Here is an 18,169-nt window from a genome sequence, read left to right on the forward strand (position 1 = left end):
GGACCAGAGATGGAACAGCGGCGGCTGGGCGCCTCCGCCCAAGCCACAGCCCCAGTCGCAGCTGCACCCCGACCCCGCCTCACCCGTCCGCCCGTACGCGGTGACGGGCGGGCGGACGGCGCCCAGGGTCAAACTGGCGATGGAGGCCCTGGTGTCGTCGGCCACGGCCGAGCACCGGGAGTTCTCGCACATCACGCCGGAGTACCAGGCGATCAGCCAGCTGTGCAGGCAGGTCCGGTCCGTGGCCGAGGTGTCGGCGCTGCTGCGGATCCCGCTGGGCGTGGTGCGTGTTCTGATCGCCGACATGGCGGCCGAGGGCCTGGTCCGCGTGCATCAGCCACAGCTGGACGCCGGCAGGCCGGACGTTAATCTGCTCGAAAGGGTGCTCAGTGGACTTCGCAGGCTCTAGCCCCGGCTTGACTTCAACGAAGATCGTGGTGGCCGGCGGTTTCGGGGTGGGCAAGACGACGTTCGTCGGCGCGGTCTCCGAGATCATGCCGTTGACCACCGAGGCGGTGATGACCGACGCCTCCGCGGGGATCGACGACCTGGGCATGACGCCCCTGAAGTCGACCACGACCGTCGCGATGGACTTCGGCCGCGTCTCGCTCGACCGTGACCTGATCCTCTATCTGTTCGGCACGCCGGGCCAGCACCGGTTCTGGTTCATGTGGGACGACCTGGTGCGCGGCGCGATCGGCGCGGTCGTGCTGGTGGACACCCGCCGCCTGGCCGACAGCTTTCCCGCGATCGACTACTTCGAGGAGGCGCAGCTGCCGTTCGTGGTGGGCGTCAACGGCTGGGACGGCCAGTACCCGCACAGCGACGCCGAGGTCCGCGACGCCCTCACGCTGGCCCCCCACATCCCGCTCGTCCGGCTGGACGCGCGGTCCAAGGACGCCGTCAAGAGCGCGCTGATCCAGCTGGTCGAGCACGCCCTGTCGATCAGGATGGCGGTGCCGGGCTGGAGCGGCGGCAGCTGATCCGGCCCGCCGCCGCCCCTCGTGCTCAGCGGGGCCGGGCCTCGATGAGGCTGGCTCCCGAGCCCAGCTCGACGACCTCGGCCAGGCGCAGGTCCGCCCGGTCGAGCAGCGCCGTGTACTCCTCCCGGCTGCGCTCGGCGCCGCCGTCGAAGATCGCCAGCATCCGCATGTCGATGTCCTTGCCCAGGTGCGGCGCCTCGTCGTCGGGCAGCACCACCTCCAGCACCAGGACGCGGCCGCCGGGGTTCATCGCCCGGCGGACGTTGCGCAGGATCGTGACCGCGTCCTCGTCGTCCCAGTTGTGCAGGACGCTGGCCAGCAGGTAGACGTCGCCGCCCGCCGGGACCTCGGTGAAGAAGTCGCCGGTGACGACCTCGCTCCGCTCGCCCAGCCCCTCGGCGGCCAGCAGCTCCCTGGCCCGGTCGGCCACGTGCTCCAGGTCGAACAGGATGCCGCGCATGTCCGGGTTGGCGTGCAGGACCGTGGCCAGGATGTGGCCCTTGCCGCCGGCCACGTCCACCATGGTCGCGGTGGCCGGGAAGTCGTACCGCTTGGCCAGGCCCTCGGTGAAGGGGATCGCGCGGGCGGTCATGTAGTCGTCGAACAGCTTGCCCGCTCCCGGGTTGGCCGCCAGGTAGTCGTACAGGTGGCCGTAGCGGGCGGCGAAGGCCGAGCCGCCGTCGCGGACGGTCGCGGGCAGGTTGCCCATGGCGTGCCAGAAGCCCTCCTCGCCGAGCATCCTGATCGACGAGCGCACCGAGTCGGGCACGTCCGACCGCAGCGCCGTGCCGCGCTCGGTCAGGTCGAACGTGTCCGGTCCGGCGCCGCGGACCACGCCCATCCCGGCCAGCTCGCGCAGCACGCGGCGCAGCCGGGGGGCGTCGGCCTCGCAGCGGGCGGCCAGGTCGGCGGTGGTGAGCGGACCGTGGGCGAGATGGTCGGCCAGGCCGAGCTCCGCCATGGTGAGCAGAGCGGCGAAGCGCGAGATGTCGGCCACGGCCCCCCAGAGGAGGTCATCCGAGTGGGGCATGGGGTCCTTCCAGAAAGTCAGACGTTGCGGTTGGCCTGCCGGTGCCACACCAGCAGGCGGCGCTCGGCCAGCACGAACAGCGAGTTCACCAGGTAGCCGAGGATGCCGAGCAAGGCGATCGCGGCCCACACGCCGGGCCCGTCGAAGCTGCGCTGGGCCTGCAGGAGCTGGTAGCCGATGCCGTCCGTGCTGCCGAACAGCTCGGAGATCACCATGAGGATCAGCGCCAGGGACAGGCTCAGCCGCAGCCCGGCGAAGATCTTCGGCGAGGCGGCGGGGAGCACGACCACGCGCAGGCGCTGTGCCTTGGACAGGCCGAACACGGTGGCGGTCTCGGTGTAGGTGCGGTCCACGGCCCGGACGCCCTCGATCGTGTTGAGCAGCACCGGCCAGATCACGCCGAACACGATCGTGGCGAGCTGCATGCTGAGCTGCGCGTGCTCGGTGCGCGCGAACAGCGCGACGAACAGCGGCAGCAGCAGCGGCGGCGGGATCGCCCGGCCGAACTCGAACAGCGCGTCCACGTAGTCGGTGGCCGCCCTGGAACGGCCGAGCGCCACGCCGAGCAGCACCCCGAGCAGCGAGGCCAGGATCCAGCCGCTGAACATGCGGCCGAGGCTGGGCAGGATGTTGCCGATCGCGTCTTCGGTGAGGAACAGGTGGGAGACGGGCCCGGAGAACCACATCTGGTACATGCTGGTGACGATGGTGAGCGGCGGCGGGAAGTCGCTGTCGCCGACGAGCCGTCCGAGCAGCTCCCAGACGACCAGCACGAGCGGCACCACCCACAGCCTGGACAGCCGCCTCACGACTCCGACGCTCCCATCCGGACGCGGTGCCAGCGGAACAGCCGCCGCTCGCCGGCCAGCAGGACGAGGTTCGCGAACACCCCGAACGCCCCGGCCCAGAACGTCGCCGCCATGATCAGGTCCATCCGGTTGCCGCTGCCCGCCTGGATCGTGTAGACGCCGATCCCGGCCGAGCCGCCGGCCAGCAGCTCGGCGCTGACCGCGAGCACGAGCGCGATGCCGGCCGCGATCCTGATGCCGGTCGCGACGAAGGGGGCGGCGCTAGGCAGGCTGACCCGGGCCAGCACGGCCAGGCGGCCGAAGCCGAAGCTGCGCAGCGACTCCTTGGCCAGCGGGTCCACGTCCTGCATGCCGTACAGGGTGTTGATCAGGATCGGCCACATGGACGCGTACACGATGACCGAGACCTTCATCAGGCCGTCCACCGGGATCAGCAGGATCGCCAGCGGGATGATCGCCACCGAGGGGATCGGGCGCATGAACTCCAGCAGCGGCCGGATCGCCCGCTCCACCGGCGGCACCGCCCCCAGCAGCACGCCCAGCGGCACGGCCACGACGATGGCGGCGAGCAGGCCGAGCGCCCAGTTGGTGAGGGTGGTGGCCAGGCCCTGCGTGAACACCGGGTCGGCCAGCAGGCGCACAGCTTCGTACAGGATGACGGAGGGCGCCGGGAAGATCACGCCGTCGCTCAGCGCGAAGCGGATGACCAGCTCACCGGCGATGAGGAACCCCGCGGCGCCGGCGGCGCCGCGGAGCAGACGCGCGGTGTTCATCAGCTTGCAGGGGCGGCGATGACCGACTTCACGTCGACCGGGCTGGTGAGGTACTTGTACTCCAGCATCAGGTCGGCGACCTTCTGCAGCCGGTTCTCGTTCAGCTCGCTCGGGTACGTGCCGAGCGTGATCACCGAGGCCGTCTTGGCGTCGATCTTGGTGTACTTCGGCAGCGTCTCCTCGATGACCTTGCGGTCACTTGAGGCGAGCTGCTGCGCCTTGGCGATGGCCCGCTGGAAGGCGGCCAGCGTCTTCGGGTACTTCTGCACCCAGTCCTCGGTGGCCATCCAGCCGGCGATGGGGAAGTCCTCCGTCTGGCCGGTCATGGTGTCGGCGAGCTTGCGGAAGCCGAAGGCGCTCTGGTTGGCGGTGATGAAGGGCTCGGTCATCCAGCCCGCGTCCGCCTGCCCGGTGTTGATCGCGTTGCCCTGCTCCGGGAACGGCTTCTCCACGAACTTGACGTCGGTGTCGGCCAGACCGGCCACCTTGAGCTGCGTCTCCACGGCGAGGGTGGCGATGTTCTTGAGGTTGTTGACGTAGACCGTCTTGCCCTTCAGGTCCGCCACCGTCTTGATGGGGGAGTCCTTCGGCACCATGATGTTGAACGTGTTCGGCGCGGCCTGGTACATGTCCGCGACCAGCTTGATCTTCTTGCCCTTGCTCACCGCGAGGAAGGTCGAGACGTAGTTGGTCTGCGAGATGTCGAGCGCGCCGCTCTCGATCTGCGGCAGCGCCGCCGCGCCACCGGTGATGGTGACCGGCTCGACGGTCAGTCCCTCTTCCTTGAAGAAGCCCTTTTCGTTGGCAAGATAGACCGACACAACGTCGGGCACGGGGAGGGCGCCGACCTTGATGGTGGTCTTCTCCAGGCCCTTGCTGTTGGCCGAGCTCTTCGCGGTCTCGCCGCTGCCTCCGCCGCAGCCGGCAAGGGTGAGCGCCAGAGCCACGCCGACGACAATGGCGTGACCGCGCATAGTGCGTGTCATGGGGGGGTTCTCCTACCAGGGGGAAGTTCCGGAGATCGGCACGGGATGCCGGGCGTGAAGCGTACCGGAGCCGACTTCGGATCTACAGCGCTATGCCGCGTATATGTAGGTTTATCGCGAAAATATGACAAATCAGCGTTATAGATGTAAATCTGAAGATTAAGTATGTTTAGTGGTGATATGTCCGTATTGGGACAGTGGTTGCGCTCCGTGTGCGCTGGTATGCGACGTGAAGGGAGTGCGATGTGGAACGGTTGAAAACCACCGAAACGTTGGCCTAAGTATGAGGTTTGTGCTCAAATTGGGCCTCGAACTTGCCTGCGATCACTCGTCCGCGTGACGAAGCCGCTGATTCCCCCTGAAGCAGGCCATGGCGAGAGGTTGCCACCAGTGAGGACAACAACGACCGAACCCGGTCGTGGCCGGGCTCCGGACGCCCCGGAAAAGGCCGCGGACGGCGAGGTGCGGCAGGCCCACGCGCCCAAGGCGGGCAGCCCGTTCGCCCTGCGCAACTGGCGCGTGCGTACCCGCCTCATCGCCCTCATCGCCATTCCCACCCTCGTGGCCGTCGTCCTCGGCGCCCTGCGGGTCACGACGTCGATCAGCAGCGCCCAGCAGTACCAGGACATCAGCAGCGTGGGGACCCTGGTCGCACAGCTCGGCGAGCTCTCCCGCGACATCGGGCTCGAACGCGACCTGGCCACCCGCCACGTCGCCACCAACCGCGGAGCCTCCGACGAGCAGCGGTTGAAGAGCCAGCACGAGATCGTCGACAAGCGCATCGCCAGCACCCTTGAGGCGGGGAAGAAGTCCGAGACGGCGCTGTCCGACATCGGCAGGAAGTCCCTCGACCACATCCGGATCCGGCTCGGCCAGATCCCCACGATGCGCAAGGCCGTCGCCGAGACCAAGCTCGGCCCGCTGCCCACCAGCGAGAAGTACTCCGAGGTCATCGCCGAGCTGCTGCAGCTCTACGACGAGCTCGGCCAGGGCTCCACGGACGAGGAGATCATCGCCACCAGCGCGGCCCTGCGCGCCGTCGCCCGCGCCGAGGAGGAGGCCTCCAAGCAGCGCGGCCTGCTGACCAGCGCCCTGATCAGGGGCTCGTTCGAGGAGCCGGAGTACAACGCCTTCCTCGACGCCCGCTCCCGCCGCAACAGCGAGCGGGACTCCTTCCGCGCCGTCGCCACGCCCGCGCAGCGCCAGTTCTACGACAACACCGTCGCCAGCCTGAAGATCGGCCGCGCCGAGTTCTACGCCAGCCGCGCGGTGCTGCTGCACAACGCCAACCAGTCCCTGCGCCGGCTCGACACCTCGACCAGGGACGACACCGACCAGTGGTTCCAGTCCATCACCGAGACCGTCGAGCGCCTGCACACCGTGCAGAAGTCGCTGTCGGAGCAGATCGCCACCCGAAGCGCCGACATCGCCAGCAGCGACCGGCAGGTCGCCGCGATCAACATCGGCATCGTGGTGGGCCTGCTCGTCCTGGTCCTCGCGATCACCGCCCTGATGGCCGGCTCGCTGGTGCGTCCGCTGCGCCGCCTGCGCTCGGACGCCCTGAAGATCGCCGGCCAGACGCTGCCCGACCTGGTCCGGCAGCTGCGCAACACCGACGTCAGCCCGGAACAGCTCCAGGTCCCGCCGATCGAGATCAACTCCAAGGACGAGATCGGTGAAGTCGCCCGCGCCTTCGACGAGGTCCACCGCGAAGCCGTCCGGCTGGCCGGCGAGGAGTCCAGGCTCCGTTCGAACGTCAACGCGATGTTCGTGAACCTGTCGCGGCGCAGTCAGACGCTGGTGGAGCGGCAGATCACCCTGATCGACGGTCTGGAGCAGGGCGAGCAGGACGAGCAGCGGCTCGGCAACCTGTTCAAGCTGGACCACCTGGCCACCCGTATGCGGCGCAACAGCGAGAACCTGCTGGTCCTCGCGGGTCAGGATCCGCCGCGGCGCTGGAGCCAGCCGGTCAAGCTGGTCGACGTCGCCCGCGCCTCCCTGTCGGAGGTCGAGAACTACGAGCGCGTCGTCCTGGAGGTGCCCGAGGGCGTCTCCATCGCCGGCCAGGCCGTCAACGACGTCATCCACCTGCTGGCCGAGCTCATCGAGAACGCGCTGTCGTTCTCCCCGCGCGAGACCCGCGTCCCCGTCTCCGGCAGCAGGATCGACGGCGGCGGGATCATGCTCTCCATCAGCGACTCCGGCATCGGCATGACCGGCGAGGAACTGGTCCAGGCCAACGAGCGCCTGACCGACGCCCCCACCGTGGACGTGTCGGTCTCCCGCCGCATGGGCCTGTTCGTGGTCGCCAGGCTGGCCCACCGGCACGGCATCAGGGTGCAGCTGCGCCCGCACGGCTCCGGCGGCCTGACCGCCATGGTCCTCATCCCCGAGACGCTGCTCGGCGCGCAGCCCGCCGCGGTCGCCGGCACGGGCGGCAACACCGCCGCCACGACCGCCCGCGAGGACGCCTTCGCCGCCTCCCAGCCCGCCGCCGGGGCCCAGCAGTGGCCCGGCGCCTCGGGCTTCGGGCTCGCCCCCGGGCACCCGTCCTACCCCTCGTACCCCTCCGAGCCGGCCGGCGGGTCGTGGCCGTCGATGCCGAACTCGCTGCCGTCCTCGATCCAGTCATCCATGCCGTCCGCGATGCCGCAGTGGCCCTCGACGGAGTCGACGAACACCGGCTCCGACTGGCTGCCGGACTCCTCGTCCGACGTCTGGGTGTCCTCGCGCGGGCCGGTCACCGGGGAGCACGCGCCGCCGCAGCGCGGCCTGCCCCCCGAGGAGCCCCGCGCCTGGTCGGCCCCGCCGCAGGAGACGTCGCCCGCGTCCAAGTACGACTACCCCGAGACCGAGTCGGCGGCGACCGGCCCGATCCCCGTCGTCAAGCCCGCCTCCGGCGGGGACGAATACCTGCCGATATTCGCCGCGGTGGAGTCGGCCTGGTTCGACCAGGGCGAGCCGAGCGCCACCTGGGGCTCGGCCAAGGCCGACGCCGGCTGGAACGCGGCGGCGTCCGTGGTGGAGCCCGTACGCGACGGCTCGACGGCCGCCGGGCTGCCCAAGCGGGTGCCCAAGGCCAACCTGGTGCCCGGATCGGCGGACACGGCGTCCGCGCCCAAGGGCGTGGCTCCCATGCCGTCGGTCTCGCCCGACCGGGTGCGCAGCAGGTTGTCGAGCTTCCAGCAGGGCTTCCGGGCAGCGCGTGACGACATCAGCGAGGGCAGGACATACCAATCCGGCCCGAGGAACGACAGTAGGGAGGAGGGCGCGTGAATGACCTGAGCCACTCGGCGCGCGGAGTCGACTGGTTGATCACCGACTTCGTCAGTACCGTCCCGGGGGTCGCGCACGCGGTGGTCGTGTCATCCGACGGATTGCCGCTCGCGGCTTCGTCGGGTTTTCCGGCTGACCGGGCCGACCAGCTGGCCGCCATCGCGTCGGGACTGGTGAGTCTCACGCAGGGCGCCGCCAGGGTGTTCGAGGGTGGTGCGGTCAACCAGACGATCGTGGAGATGCAGCGCGGGCTGATGCTGATCATGTCGATCAGCGACGGCTCGTGCCTGGCGGTCCTGGCGGCTCCCGACTGCGACATGGGGCTGGTGGCGTACCAGATGACCTTGATGGTTGATCGCGCCGGTCAGGTGCTGACCCCGGCGGTGCGCGCGGAGCTGCGCGCCAGCCAGACCAGGTGATGTAGGTGACGGATTCCTGGAACAGCGGCGGCTGGGAGCCCCAGCCGCCGGTCAGCTCGGACCCGGCCTCGCCGGTGCGCCCGTACGCGGTGACGGGCGGGCGCACCGCGCCCAAGGTCAAGCTGGCCATGGAGGCCCTGGTCTCGTCGGCTACGGCCGAACACCGGGAGTTCTCCCACATCACCCCCGAGTACAAGGCGATCAGCCAGCTCTGCCGTCAGGTGCGGTCGGTCGCCGAGGTGTCGGCGCTGCTGCGGATCCCGCTCGGTGTGGTGCGTGTTCTGATCGCTGACATGGCGGCCGAGGGCCTGGTACGGGTGCATCAGCCGCAGCTGGATGCGGGTAGGCCGGACGTCAACCTGCTGGAAAGGGTGCTCAGTGGACTTCGCAGGCTCTAGCCCCGGTCTGACCTCGACGAAGATCGTGGTGGCCGGCGGCTTCGGCGTGGGCAAGACGACGTTCGTCGGCGCGGTCTCGGAGATCATGCCGCTCACGACGGAGGCCGTCATGACGGACGCCTCCGCGGGCATCGACGACCTGGGCATGACGCCGCTGAAGTCGACCACGACCGTCGCGATGGACTTCGGCCGCGTCTCGCTCGACCGCGACCTGATCCTGTACCTGTTCGGCACGCCCGGACAGCACCGGTTCTGGTTCATGTGGGACGACCTCGTGCGCGGCGCCATCGGCGCCGTCGTCCTGGTCGACACCCGCCGACTGGCCGACAGCTTCCCCGCGATCGACTATTTCGAGGAGGCGCAACTCCCCTTCATCGTGGGGATCAACGGCTGGGACGGCACGTACGCCCACAGCGACGCCGAGGTCCGCGACGCCCTCACGCTGGCGCCCCACATCCCGCTGGTGCGTCTCGACGCCCGCCAGAAGGACTCGGTCAAAAGCGCTCTGATCAACCTCGTCGAGCACGCGTTGACCGTCCGGATGGCCGTGCCAGGCTGGAGCGGCTAGGAGAGCGGATAGGCTGAAGTCTTAGACGTACATTCGCTTCGAGGACTGGCCAACCACGTGTTCGAGACGCTTTCCGACCGGCTGACATCGGTCTTCTCCTCCCTCCGATCCAAGGGTCGGCTGTCCGACGCCGACATCGACGCCACCGCCCGCGAGATCCGCATCGCCCTGCTCGAGGCCGATGTCGCGCTCCCGGTGGTCAAGGCGTTCGTCGCCCAGGTCAAGGAGCGCGCCCGCGGCGCCGAGGTCTCCCAGGCGCTCAACCCGGCGCAGCAGGTCGTCAAGATCGTCAATGACGAGCTGATCGAGATCCTCGGCGGCGAGACCCGCAGGCTCCGCTTCGCCAAGACCGCGCCGACCGTCGTCATGCTCGCGGGTCTCCAGGGCGCCGGCAAGACCACCCTGGCCGGCAAGCTGGCCCGGTGGCTGCGCGAGCAGGGCCACGCGCCCCTGCTGGTCGCCGCCGACCTCCAGCGGCCCAACGCCGTGCAGCAGCTCCAGGTCGTGGGCGAGCGCGCCAAGGTCGCCGTCTTCGCGCCCGAGCCGGGCAGCGGCGTCGGAGACCCGGTCGACGTCGCCCGCCGCTCGATCGACGAGGCCCGGCGGCTCAACCACGACATCGTCATCATCGACACCGCCGGTCGCCTGGGCATCGACCAGGAGATGATGAAGCAGGCCGCCGACATCCGCGACGCGGTCCGCCCCGACGAGGTCCTGTTCGTGGTCGACGCCATGATCGGCCAGGACGCCGTCACCACGGCCCAGGCGTTCATGGACGGCGTCGGCTTCGACGGCGTCGTGCTGACCAAGCTCGACGGCGACGCCCGCGGCGGCGCCGCGCTGTCGGTGCGGCACATCACCGGCCGCCCGATCATGTTCGCCTCCACCGGCGAGAAGCTGGAAGACTTCGACGCCTTCCACCCCGACCGGATGGCCTCCCGCATCCTCGACATGGGTGACATCCTCACCCTGATCGAGCAGGCGCAGAAGACGTTCGACGAGGAGCAGGCCGCCAAGATGGCGGGCAAGCTCACCTCGGGCGAGAACTTCACGCTCGACGACTTCCTCGAGCAGATGATGATGGTCCAGAAGATGGGCCCCATCAAGAACCTGCTCGGCATGATGCCCGGCATGGGGCAGATGCGCGACCAGCTCAACTCCATCGACGACCGCGACCTCGACCGCATCGCCGCCATCATCCGCTCGATGACGCCCGGCGAGCGGCAGGACCCGAAGATCATCAACGGCTCCCGCCGCGCCCGCATCGCCGCCGGCTCCGGCGTCACGGTCAGCGCCGTGAGCAACCTCGTCACGCGCTTCTTCGAGGCGCAGAAGATGATGAAGCGGGTGGCCGGGGGCATGGGGCTGCCGGGCATGCCCGGGGGGCGCGGGAAGGCGTCCAAGGCCCAGAAGAAGGCCAAGAAGGGGCGGCGCGTCAGCGGCGACCCGCGCAAGGCCGGCCTGGAGAAGTCGGCGTCCCCGTCGCCCGACGGCGAGGGCGGCGCGCCCAAGGCCGGGGGAGTGCTGGGGAACCTGGGCGGCAAGCTGCCGCCGGGGCTCGAACTGCCGCCGGGCTTCGACCCGTCGAAGCTGAAGCTGCCCGGGCAGTAGCCGCACCGGGGCGGGCACCCGCTCCGCCCGCCCCTGCCCGCTGTGCCCGCACGTCTGCCGGGCCTGCGCGTACGTTCGCCGGGCCTGCCCGTACGTCGGCCCGGCCTGCACCTTCTGTCCTGCCTGCCGGCCTGCCGCGTCCGCCTGCTGCGCCTGGTTGTCGGGCGCGTGCTTGTCACGTGACCGTCTGGCGCGTAGCTGTCTGTTGCGAGCGTCCTTGTCGGGAGCGGGCTTGTCGGGCGGCTGTCTGTTCGCCGCTCGCCTGTCTGGCACCCGACTCCGAGCCGTGTCTCTTACGCGTGCCATGACGGGTCTCGCCCCGCACCGACGGGTTTCGCCCCGCACCGACGGGTTTCGCCCCGCACCGACGGGTTTCGCCCCGCACCGACGGGTTTCGCCCCGCACCGACGGGTTTCGCCCCTCACGGACGGGCCTCGCTCCGAACCGGAAGGTCTGGGCATTCAGGCGCGCTCTTGGGTCGGCGGCCCTTGCGTTGGCGGCCCCAGTGCTGGCGGCTCCCGTGCTGGCGGCCCTTGCGCCGATGGTCCTGTGCTGGCGGTTTCGGTGCCGGTCTTTCTCGCGCCGGCCTCTCTTGCGCTGGCCCCTCTCGAACTACCCTCACTCGCGCAGCCTGCATGACGGTGATTTGCGCGTCGGGGCTGTGTCGCTGGCCTCCGGTGTGCTCGCGATCGCCCGAACGGGTGCGCGCCCGGGACCATGGTCGGTCACCGGGCGCGCGGATGTGAGGCCGTTCGGCCTGCTCTAACGGCAGAGGAGCATCCACTGCAGAGCGGGATCCATGAGGAGCCACTCTGAGGCGGCCGTTACGGGCATCCACATCGGCAGGCCGGTGAGCGGCGACCTCTGGGTCACCCAGGCGTCTTCGTGTGCCGGGCCGAACTCGCCGCTGTGGTCGCCGGACCACTGATGACCGTTGGGGCCGTCGTGGTGGTGCGGCTCATGCGGGTTGTGCGGCCACTCGCAAGGGGGCCAGTAGCTCTTCTCGTGCGGCTTGTGAGTCTTGTGCGGCTTGTGAGTGCAGTCATGCGTGGGCGTTGGGCTCGGCGTGGGCGTCGGAGTCGGCGTCGGAGTCGGGGTGGGCGTCGGGTACGGCGTCGGCGTCACGGTGGGTGTGGGCGTCACGGTCGGTGTCGGTGTGACCGTGGGCGTGGGTGTCACGGTCGGTGTGACCGTGGGCGTGGGTGTCACGGTCGGCGTGACCGTGGGCGTCGGTGTCACGGTCGGTGTCGGTGTCACAGTGGGCGTCGGGTTCGGCGTCGGCGTGACCGTGGGCGTCGGCGTCACGGTGGGCGTGGGCGTGACCGTGGGTGTGACCGTGGGCGTCACTGTGGGGGTCACCGTGGGGGTGGGGGTCACGGTGGGCGTAGGAGTGACGGTGGGCGTGGGGGTCGGGGTCACCGTGGGGGTGATCGTGGGCGTCGGGGTGGGCTGGTTGGGGACGCAGTTGACCTCCACCCGGCCGATGGTGACCTCCGTGAGCGGCCCTTCGTAGACGACGTTCCCGTCGGCGTCCCGCAGGCTGGCCGAGATCGTGATCGTCATGTCCGCCTCGGCGGAGGTCGCGTCGTTCGTCGTGGCGTTGTCGGTCCTGACCACCGTCAGGACCCCGTCGTACACGCCGGGGTACCCGAGCTGCGCGCCCGTCGCGGGCACCTCCGTGGTCCCCTGCTCCACGGGCACGCCGAGCACCGTGATGGTCCCCGGCGCCGCCTGCACGGACGCCATCGCCGGAGCCGGCGGCGTGCACCGCGCGTGCGTCTCCACGTTGCCCGTGACCAGCAGCGGCTCGGACGCGTCCGGGTTGAGCTGAAGGGTGTTGACGACCAGTTGGGCGCTGGCCTCCCAGACGTCCGGCGCGTCGAGGCCGTCGGCCTGGATCTGTTCGTTGGCCAGGCTGACGAAGTCGGTGACCCCGTCGGGGTCGCTCCAGTCGCCGGTGTCGGTGCCGGGGTCGGGCCCGACGGACGCCGTGCCCCAGGTGCCGGAGAAGGCCGGCTGGCCCAGTTCCGGGATCTCGGTGATGGTCAGGCCGATACCGTTGGCGTTGGCGAACTCGCCCGCCGCGGCGGTGGCCGTAAGCCCGAACAAGGCGCCGGTGAGCAGGACGGACGCGCCGGCGGTGAGCAGCCGCGCGCGCGTGAACAGCGGATTGGTCGTGGTGGTCACCCACCCATTCCGCAGGGAAGTTGATCAAGTCGGGCGAGGTGACACGCGGCCCTTGCCGAGCCTTTGCCGCGGCCTGCCGGGACAGGTCGAAGGCACTGTCCGCGGTCTGGCAGAATGACATGTTGGAACATCGTGACCAGGTGGGTGCCCTCTCATCTCCTGCCGGCCACGCCTGTCCCTGGAACGTCCTCTCATCGTGCCCCACTCGATGAGGTGCCGTTCACCCACGCTCGAATGCAGGAGAGACCACACCAGTGGCAGTCAAGATCAAGCTCAAGCGGCTCGGCATGATCCGCAACGCTCAGTACCGAATCGTCGTCGCCGACAGCCGCACCAAGCGTGACGGCCGGGCGATCGAGGAGATCGGCCTGTACCACCCGAAGGAAAACCCTTCGCGCATCGAGGTCAACGCCGAGCGTGCGGCCTACTGGCTGGGTGTCGGCGCGCAGCCGACCGAGCCGGTGCTCAAGCTGCTCAAGCTCACCGGTGACTGGCAGAAGTTCAAGGGCGAGGCCGCCCCGGCGCCGCTGCTGGTCGCCGAGCCCGCGCCCGACCGTCACGCCCTCTACGAGGCCGCGGCCAAGGAGGCGCTGTCCGGTGGCGACACCGGCACGGCCGCCACCACGGCGCCCAAGCGTGCCAAGAAGAAGGAAGAGGCTGAGGCCGCCCCCGCCGCCGAGACCCCGACCGAGGGCGAGGGCTGACGTGCTCGAGGAGGCTCTCGAGCACCTCGTTAAGGGCATCGTCGAACATCCCGACGATGTCCGGGTCCGCGCTCGCCGCATTCGCAGCGGGCGCGTCCTGGAGGTCCGGGTGCACCCCGAGGACCTGGGCAAGGTCATCGGACGCGGCGGGCGCACCGCCAAGGCGCTGCGCACCGTTGTGAACGCCCTGGCCGACGGGAAGTACGTACGGGTCGATCTGCTCGACCTGGACGAAGCAGTCCGTTAGCGTCAGGAATTCGCGCCCTCATCGGTCCCGAAAGGGCTGGTGGGGGCGCTTGCGTTAGGAGAAGGTGGATTTACGTGCAGCTGGTCGTCGGCCGGATAGGCCGTCCGCACGGTGTACGCGGCGAGGTCACCGTGGAGGTGCGCACCGACGATCCCGAGCTGCGCTTCGCCGAGGGCGTGGCCGTCGCGACCGACCCGGCGAGCGCGGGGCCGCTCGTGATCGAGAGCCGCCGCTGGCACAAGGGCGTGCTGCTGATCGCGTTCGAGGGGGTGCACGGCCGCGACGCCGCCGAGGAGCTCCGGGGCACCATGCTGGTCATCGACTCCGCCGACGTGGAGTCGTCGGACGACCCGGACGAGTTCCACGACCACCAGCTCGTCGGGCTGGCGGTGGAGACCGTGTCGGGCGAGCCCGTCGGCGAGGTCACCGACGTGCTGCACCACGGCCAGGACCTGCTGGTCGTACGTCGGCGCGGGCAGGACGACGCGCTCATCCCGTTCGTGAAGGCCCTGGTGCCCGAGGTCGATCTGACGGGCGGGCGCCTGGTCGTCGACCCGCCAGAGGGCCTGCTGTGATGCGCCTCGACATCATCTCCATCTTCCCCGAGTACTTCGCCCCGCTCGACGTCTCGCTGATCGGCAAGGCGCGCGAGCGCGGCACCCTCGACGTACGCGTCCACCAGCTCCGCGACTGGGCGCACGACGTGCACAGGACGGTCGACGACACGCCGTACGGCGGCGGTCCCGGCATGGTGATGAAGCCCGAGGTCTGGGGCGAGGCCATCGACTCGGTGATCGGCGACGGCGCGCCGCGGGTCATCGTGCCGACGCCGAGCGGGCGGCCGTTCACCCAGGAGATGGCGCAGGAGCTGGCCGCCGAGCCGTGGCTGCTGTTCGCCTGCGGGCGCTACGAGGGCATCGACTCGCGGGTCATGGCCGAGTACGGCGCCCGGCTGCGGGTCGACGAGGTCAGCATCGGCGACTACGTGCTGGCCGGCGGCGAGGTCGCGGTGCTGGTGATGGTCGAGGCCGTCGGCAGGCTGCTGCCCGGCGTGCTGGGCAACGCCCAGTCGGCCGTGGACGACTCCTTCGCGCCGGGTTCGATGCAGAACCTGGTGGAAGGCCCGGTCTACACCAAGCCGCCGGTCTGGCGCGGGCACGAGGTGCCCGCAGTGCTGCTGTCCGGACATCACGGAAAAGTCGCCCGATGGCGACGGGACGAGGCGCTCCGGCGTACGGTGCGGAACCGGCCGGAACTGGCCGCGGCGCTCGATCCCGAGACGCTCGACAAGCGCGACAGGAAGCTGCTCGACGAGCTCTCGTTTCGCGTCCGGCCGGAAGATGTGGCAAACTGAATCGCTGCCGACCATCACACGGTTGGTCCGTCATGCCCGGGTAACGGTCCCGGGTTCATCAAATCAGCAAGCGTGTCCGCCGCGAGCTCCGGCCGGGTGGACCTCCGCGTGCTCGCGAGGACTTGAGGACAGCTCTCATGCACACGAAGATCCAGGAGCTCGAGAAGGCGACCCTTCGGAGCGACGTCCCGGCGTTCCGCCCCGGTGACACGCTCGAGGTCCACGTACGAGTCGTCGAAGGCAACCGCTCCCGTATCCAGGTCTTCAAGGGCTTCGTGCTGCGCCGGCAGGGCAGCGGCGCCCGCGAGACCTTCACGGTCCGCAAGGTCAGCTACGGCGTCGGCGTCGAGCGCACCTTCCCGGTGCACAGCCCGGTCATCGAGAAGATCGTGCTCGTGACCCGCGGTGACGTGCGTCGCGCCAAGCTCTACTACATGCGCGACCTGCGCGGCAAGGCCGCCCGCATCCGCGAGAAGCGTGAGTCCACGCCCGCGAAGTAACCCCAATCTTTTCCGAAAGGCCCGTGCACCGCACGGGCCTTTCGGCTTTGCGGGGCCATTTCCTTTATGTGGAGCGACTCGTGCGTGGGTGTAACGTCGGTCGAGGCTTGTCGAGCCGTTCCATCATCTAGGCTCGTCAGCGATGACAAGCGAAGACCAGGAGTACGGCGCTTCGCGCCGCCCTGTCGAGGACGAGGTGGACGTGGTCGCCGAAGAGACTCAGAAGCCGGCAAAGGGCGACAAGGAGAAGAAGGGGGCGTTCTGGAAAGAACTCCCCGTACTTGTCGTTGTGGCCCTCGTGCTGGCCCTGATCATCAAGACGTTCGTGATCCAGGCCTTCTACATTCCGTCGGAGTCCATGGAGAACACCCTGCTCAAGAACGACAGGGTCCTGGTCAACAAGCTCGTCTACCACACCCGTGACATCGAGCGCGGCGACGTGGTCGTCTTCTCCGGCGTCGACTCCTGGGACGGCGAGTTCGAGGTCGAGGAGCCGTCCAACCCGATCGCGGGCTTCTTCCGCTGGGTCGGCACGGCCTTCGGCGTCGTCCCCGGCGAGAAGGACTACATCAAGCGGGTCATCGGCGTGGGCGGCGACCACGTCAAGTGCTGCGACTCCAAGGGGCGCATCACGGTCAACGGCACGGCCATCGACGAGGAGAGCTACCTCTATCCGGGCAACGTGCCGTCCGACCGGTTCTTCGACATCACCGTGCCGCCCGGGCGGCTGTGGGTGATGGGCGACCACCGTTCCGTCTCGCTCGACTCCCGCTCGCACACCGGCGACCAGGGCGGCGGCTCGATCCCCGAAGGTCAGGTCATCGGCCGGGCCTTCGTGATCGTCTGGCCGTTCAACCGGGCGGGCGTGTTGTCCATACCCGACACCTTCGCGCAGCCCGCGCTCCAGGCACTCGGAGGGGCCGTACCGCTGGTGGCCGGGTTCGGGCTGGCCGTACCCTTGGTCCTGGTTCGTCGGCGCCGGTTGGGGAGGAAGCGCTGATGGCCGTCACCAAGAAGGCGGAGGGCGTGGCCAAAGAGAAGAAAAAGGGCGGCTTCCGGGAGACCGTCCTGCTGCTGGTGCTCGGCGTGGGCATCGCGTTGTTGCTCCAGGCGTTCGTGATCGGGTCGTTCTACATCCCGTCGGAGTCGATGGAGAACACCCTGCTCATCAACGACCGGGTCTTCGTCAACAAGCTGGCGGGCGATCCCGAGCGCGGCGACATCGTGGTCTTCAAGGGCTGGCGCACCGGCGAGGACACCATCAAGCGGGTCATCGGCGTCGGCGGCGACAAGGTAGTGTGCTGCGACTCCAAGCACCGCATCAGCGTCAACGGCACGCCGCTCGACGAGGAGTCCTACCTCTACCCCGGCGACTTCGGCGGCGGCGACAAGTTCAGCGTCACCGTCCCGGCCGGCAAACTGTGGCTGATGGGCGACCACCGCACCGCCTCGGCGGACTCGCGGGCCCACATGGACGAGCCCGGCGGCGGCTTCATCTCCGTCGACGACGTGATCGGCAAGGCGGTCGTCCGCTACTGGCCGCTGTCGCGCGGTTACCTGTTCTCCACGCCCGAGACTTTCGACAAGGTCAAGTAAGGGGCTTTCGGTCGCGGTTTGCGGCGAATGGGGCGTACGCTTCGAGTGTCATGACAGTTGCGTTCCGCCCTCGACCGAGCGTCGTCCGGCGCGATTCCGGACTCTACGCCTACGAGCGGGCGCTGGCCCGCCGTGGGCTGACCCCGATCGCGGGCGTCGACGAGGCAGGCCGTGGCGCCTGTGCCGGGCCGCTGGTCGTCGCGGCCGTCGTCCTGCGCAGGGAGATCGACGGTCTCGGTGACTCCAAGATGCTGTCCCCGCTGGTGCGCGAGCGCCTGTACGACCGCGTCGTCGCCACCGCCCACGTGGGCGTCGTGGTGATCCCGGCCGCCGAGATCGACGCCCGGGGGCTGCACAGGAGCAACATCTCCGGAATGCGGCGGGCTGTGGCGCAGTTGCCATGTGATCCGGAGTACATCCTCACGGACGGCTTCCCGGTGCCCGGCATGCCTGCGCCGTCCCTGGCGGTGTGGAAGGGGGATCAGGTGGCCGCCTGCGTGGCGGCCGCGTCGATCGTGGCCAAGGTGACGAGGGACCGCCTCATGGTCGAGCTGGATCGAAGGTTCCCTCAGTACGGTTTTGCCGAGCACAAGGGGTATGTCACGCCAGGACACCGTTTGGCACTCGAGAGACATGGCCCGTGCCCCGAACACCGTTACTCCTTCGTCACGGTGGCCAGGGGGATGGGTGAAAATGAGATGGGGGCCGGGGTTGCCTGAGCAGGCGAA

At 69.5% G+C, this 18,169-nt stretch carries 20 protein-coding genes; 15 read left to right on the forward strand and 5 right to left on the reverse strand.

The features are described 5' to 3' along the window. Positions 1-61 precede the first annotated feature (61 nt). On the forward strand, positions 62-409 hold the full coding sequence (locus ABT158_RS03165; RefSeq protein ID WP_352350491.1) for a DUF742 domain-containing protein: 348 nt from the start codon (positions 62-64) through the stop codon (positions 407-409). 7 nt (positions 410-416) lie between these two features. Then, positions 417-983, forward strand: coding sequence for a GTP-binding protein (locus ABT158_RS03170; protein ID WP_352350291.1), 567 nt, complete (start codon positions 417-419; stop codon positions 981-983). Between the two features lie 25 nt (positions 984-1,008). On the opposite strand, the gene ABT158_RS03175 is transcribed toward ABT158_RS03170, so the two are convergent. The 4 genes from ABT158_RS03175 to ABT158_RS03190 are packed head-to-tail and all read right to left on the reverse strand — an operon-like array spanning position 1,009 to position 4,581. Beyond that, complete coding sequence (locus ABT158_RS03175) at positions 1,009-2,013, reverse strand: methyltransferase (protein WP_352329410.1); 1,005 nt, start codon at positions 2,011-2,013, stop codon at positions 1,009-1,011. 17 nt (positions 2,014-2,030) lie between these two features. After that, positions 2,031-2,822 carry an ABC transporter permease gene (locus ABT158_RS03180; protein ID WP_352350293.1) on the reverse strand — a complete coding sequence of 264 codons (792 nt, stop codon included), beginning with the start codon at positions 2,820-2,822 and terminating at the stop codon, positions 2,031-2,033. After that, the gene (locus ABT158_RS03185; RefSeq protein ID WP_352350295.1) at positions 2,819-3,595 is read right to left on the reverse strand and encodes an ABC transporter permease; all 777 of its coding nucleotides are present in this window, start codon (positions 3,593-3,595) and stop codon (positions 2,819-2,821) included. Before ABT158_RS03185 ends, ABT158_RS03180 begins: the two co-directional genes overlap by 4 nt. After that, positions 3,595-4,581, reverse strand: a complete 987-nt coding sequence (locus ABT158_RS03190; RefSeq protein ID WP_352350297.1) for an ABC transporter substrate-binding protein — start codon at positions 4,579-4,581, stop codon at positions 3,595-3,597. Before ABT158_RS03190 ends, ABT158_RS03185 begins: the two co-directional genes overlap by 1 nt. Before the next feature lie 390 nt (positions 4,582-4,971). On the opposite strand from ABT158_RS03190, the gene ABT158_RS03195 reads away from it, so the two are divergent. The 5 genes from ABT158_RS03195 to ffh are packed head-to-tail and all read left to right on the forward strand — an operon-like array spanning position 4,972 to position 10,853. Beyond that, on the forward strand, positions 4,972-7,857 hold the full coding sequence (locus tag ABT158_RS03195; RefSeq protein ID WP_352350299.1) for a nitrate- and nitrite sensing domain-containing protein: 2,886 nt from the start codon (positions 4,972-4,974) through the stop codon (positions 7,855-7,857). After that, positions 7,854-8,276, forward strand: a complete 423-nt coding sequence (locus tag ABT158_RS03200; RefSeq protein WP_352350301.1) for a roadblock/LC7 domain-containing protein — start codon at positions 7,854-7,856, stop codon at positions 8,274-8,276. Before ABT158_RS03195 ends, ABT158_RS03200 begins: the two co-directional genes overlap by 4 nt. A 5-nt stretch (positions 8,277-8,281) precedes the next feature. Further along, positions 8,282-8,674 (forward strand): DUF742 domain-containing protein, encoded by a 393-nt coding sequence (locus ABT158_RS03205; protein WP_352350303.1) that lies wholly within the window; start codon positions 8,282-8,284, stop codon positions 8,672-8,674. A 7-nt stretch (positions 8,675-8,681) separates the two neighbouring features. Further along, positions 8,682-9,242: a GTP-binding protein gene (locus tag ABT158_RS03210; RefSeq protein ID WP_352350493.1), complete on the forward strand. Its 561-nt coding sequence runs from the start codon at positions 8,682-8,684 to the stop codon at positions 9,240-9,242. Between the two features lie 57 nt (positions 9,243-9,299). Continuing rightward, positions 9,300-10,853, forward strand: coding sequence for a signal recognition particle protein (gene ffh, locus ABT158_RS03215; RefSeq protein WP_352350305.1), 1,554 nt, complete (start codon positions 9,300-9,302; stop codon positions 10,851-10,853). 762 nt (positions 10,854-11,615) lie between these two features. Here the strand turns inward: ffh and ABT158_RS03220 are convergent. Beyond that, complete coding sequence (locus tag ABT158_RS03220) at positions 11,616-13,040, reverse strand: hypothetical protein (protein ID WP_352350306.1); 1,425 nt, start codon at positions 13,038-13,040, stop codon at positions 11,616-11,618. 254 nt (positions 13,041-13,294) lie between these two features. Here ABT158_RS03220 and rpsP point away from each other — a divergent pair, with 254 nt between their 5' ends. The 8 genes from rpsP (at position 13,295) to ABT158_RS03260 (ending at position 18,160) form a co-directional block, all read left to right on the forward strand. Further along, the gene (rpsP, locus tag ABT158_RS03225) at positions 13,295-13,744 is read left to right on the forward strand and encodes a 30S ribosomal protein S16 (RefSeq protein WP_352329496.1); all 450 of its coding nucleotides are present in this window, start codon (positions 13,295-13,297) and stop codon (positions 13,742-13,744) included. A 1-nt stretch (position 13,745) separates the two neighbouring features. Next, a complete protein-coding gene (locus tag ABT158_RS03230) occupies positions 13,746-13,991 on the forward strand; it encodes an RNA-binding protein (protein ID WP_020546537.1) in 246 nt (81 codons plus the stop codon). A 74-nt stretch (positions 13,992-14,065) separates the two neighbouring features. Beyond that, the gene (gene rimM / locus ABT158_RS03235; protein ID WP_352350309.1) at positions 14,066-14,566 is read left to right on the forward strand and encodes a ribosome maturation factor RimM; all 501 of its coding nucleotides are present in this window, start codon (positions 14,066-14,068) and stop codon (positions 14,564-14,566) included. After that, positions 14,566-15,345, forward strand: a complete 780-nt coding sequence (gene trmD, locus ABT158_RS03240) for a tRNA (guanosine(37)-N1)-methyltransferase TrmD (RefSeq protein WP_352350311.1) — start codon at positions 14,566-14,568, stop codon at positions 15,343-15,345. The genes rimM and trmD overlap by 1 nt, the downstream gene beginning before the upstream one ends. 137 nt (positions 15,346-15,482) lie before the next feature. Then, a complete protein-coding gene (gene rplS, locus ABT158_RS03245; RefSeq protein WP_352350313.1) occupies positions 15,483-15,845 on the forward strand; it encodes a 50S ribosomal protein L19 in 363 nt (120 codons plus the stop codon). 142 nt (positions 15,846-15,987) lie between these two features. After that, on the forward strand, positions 15,988-16,845 hold the full coding sequence (lepB, locus tag ABT158_RS03250) for a signal peptidase I (protein ID WP_352350315.1): 858 nt from the start codon (positions 15,988-15,990) through the stop codon (positions 16,843-16,845). Beyond that, entirely contained in the window at positions 16,845-17,441 is a 597-nt protein-coding gene (gene lepB / locus ABT158_RS03255; protein WP_352330985.1) for a signal peptidase I, read from the forward strand. Before lepB (ABT158_RS03250) ends, lepB (ABT158_RS03255) begins: the two co-directional genes overlap by 1 nt. A gap of 50 nt (positions 17,442-17,491) precedes the next feature. Further along, positions 17,492-18,160 (forward strand): ribonuclease HII, encoded by a 669-nt coding sequence (locus ABT158_RS03260; RefSeq protein WP_352350317.1) that lies wholly within the window; start codon positions 17,492-17,494, stop codon positions 18,158-18,160. Positions 18,161-18,169: the final 9 nt, after the last annotated feature.

It is taken from the genome of Nonomuraea sp. NPDC001636 (genome assembly GCF_040298265.1).
Lineage (GTDB): Bacteria > Actinomycetota > Actinomycetes > Streptosporangiales > Streptosporangiaceae > Nonomuraea.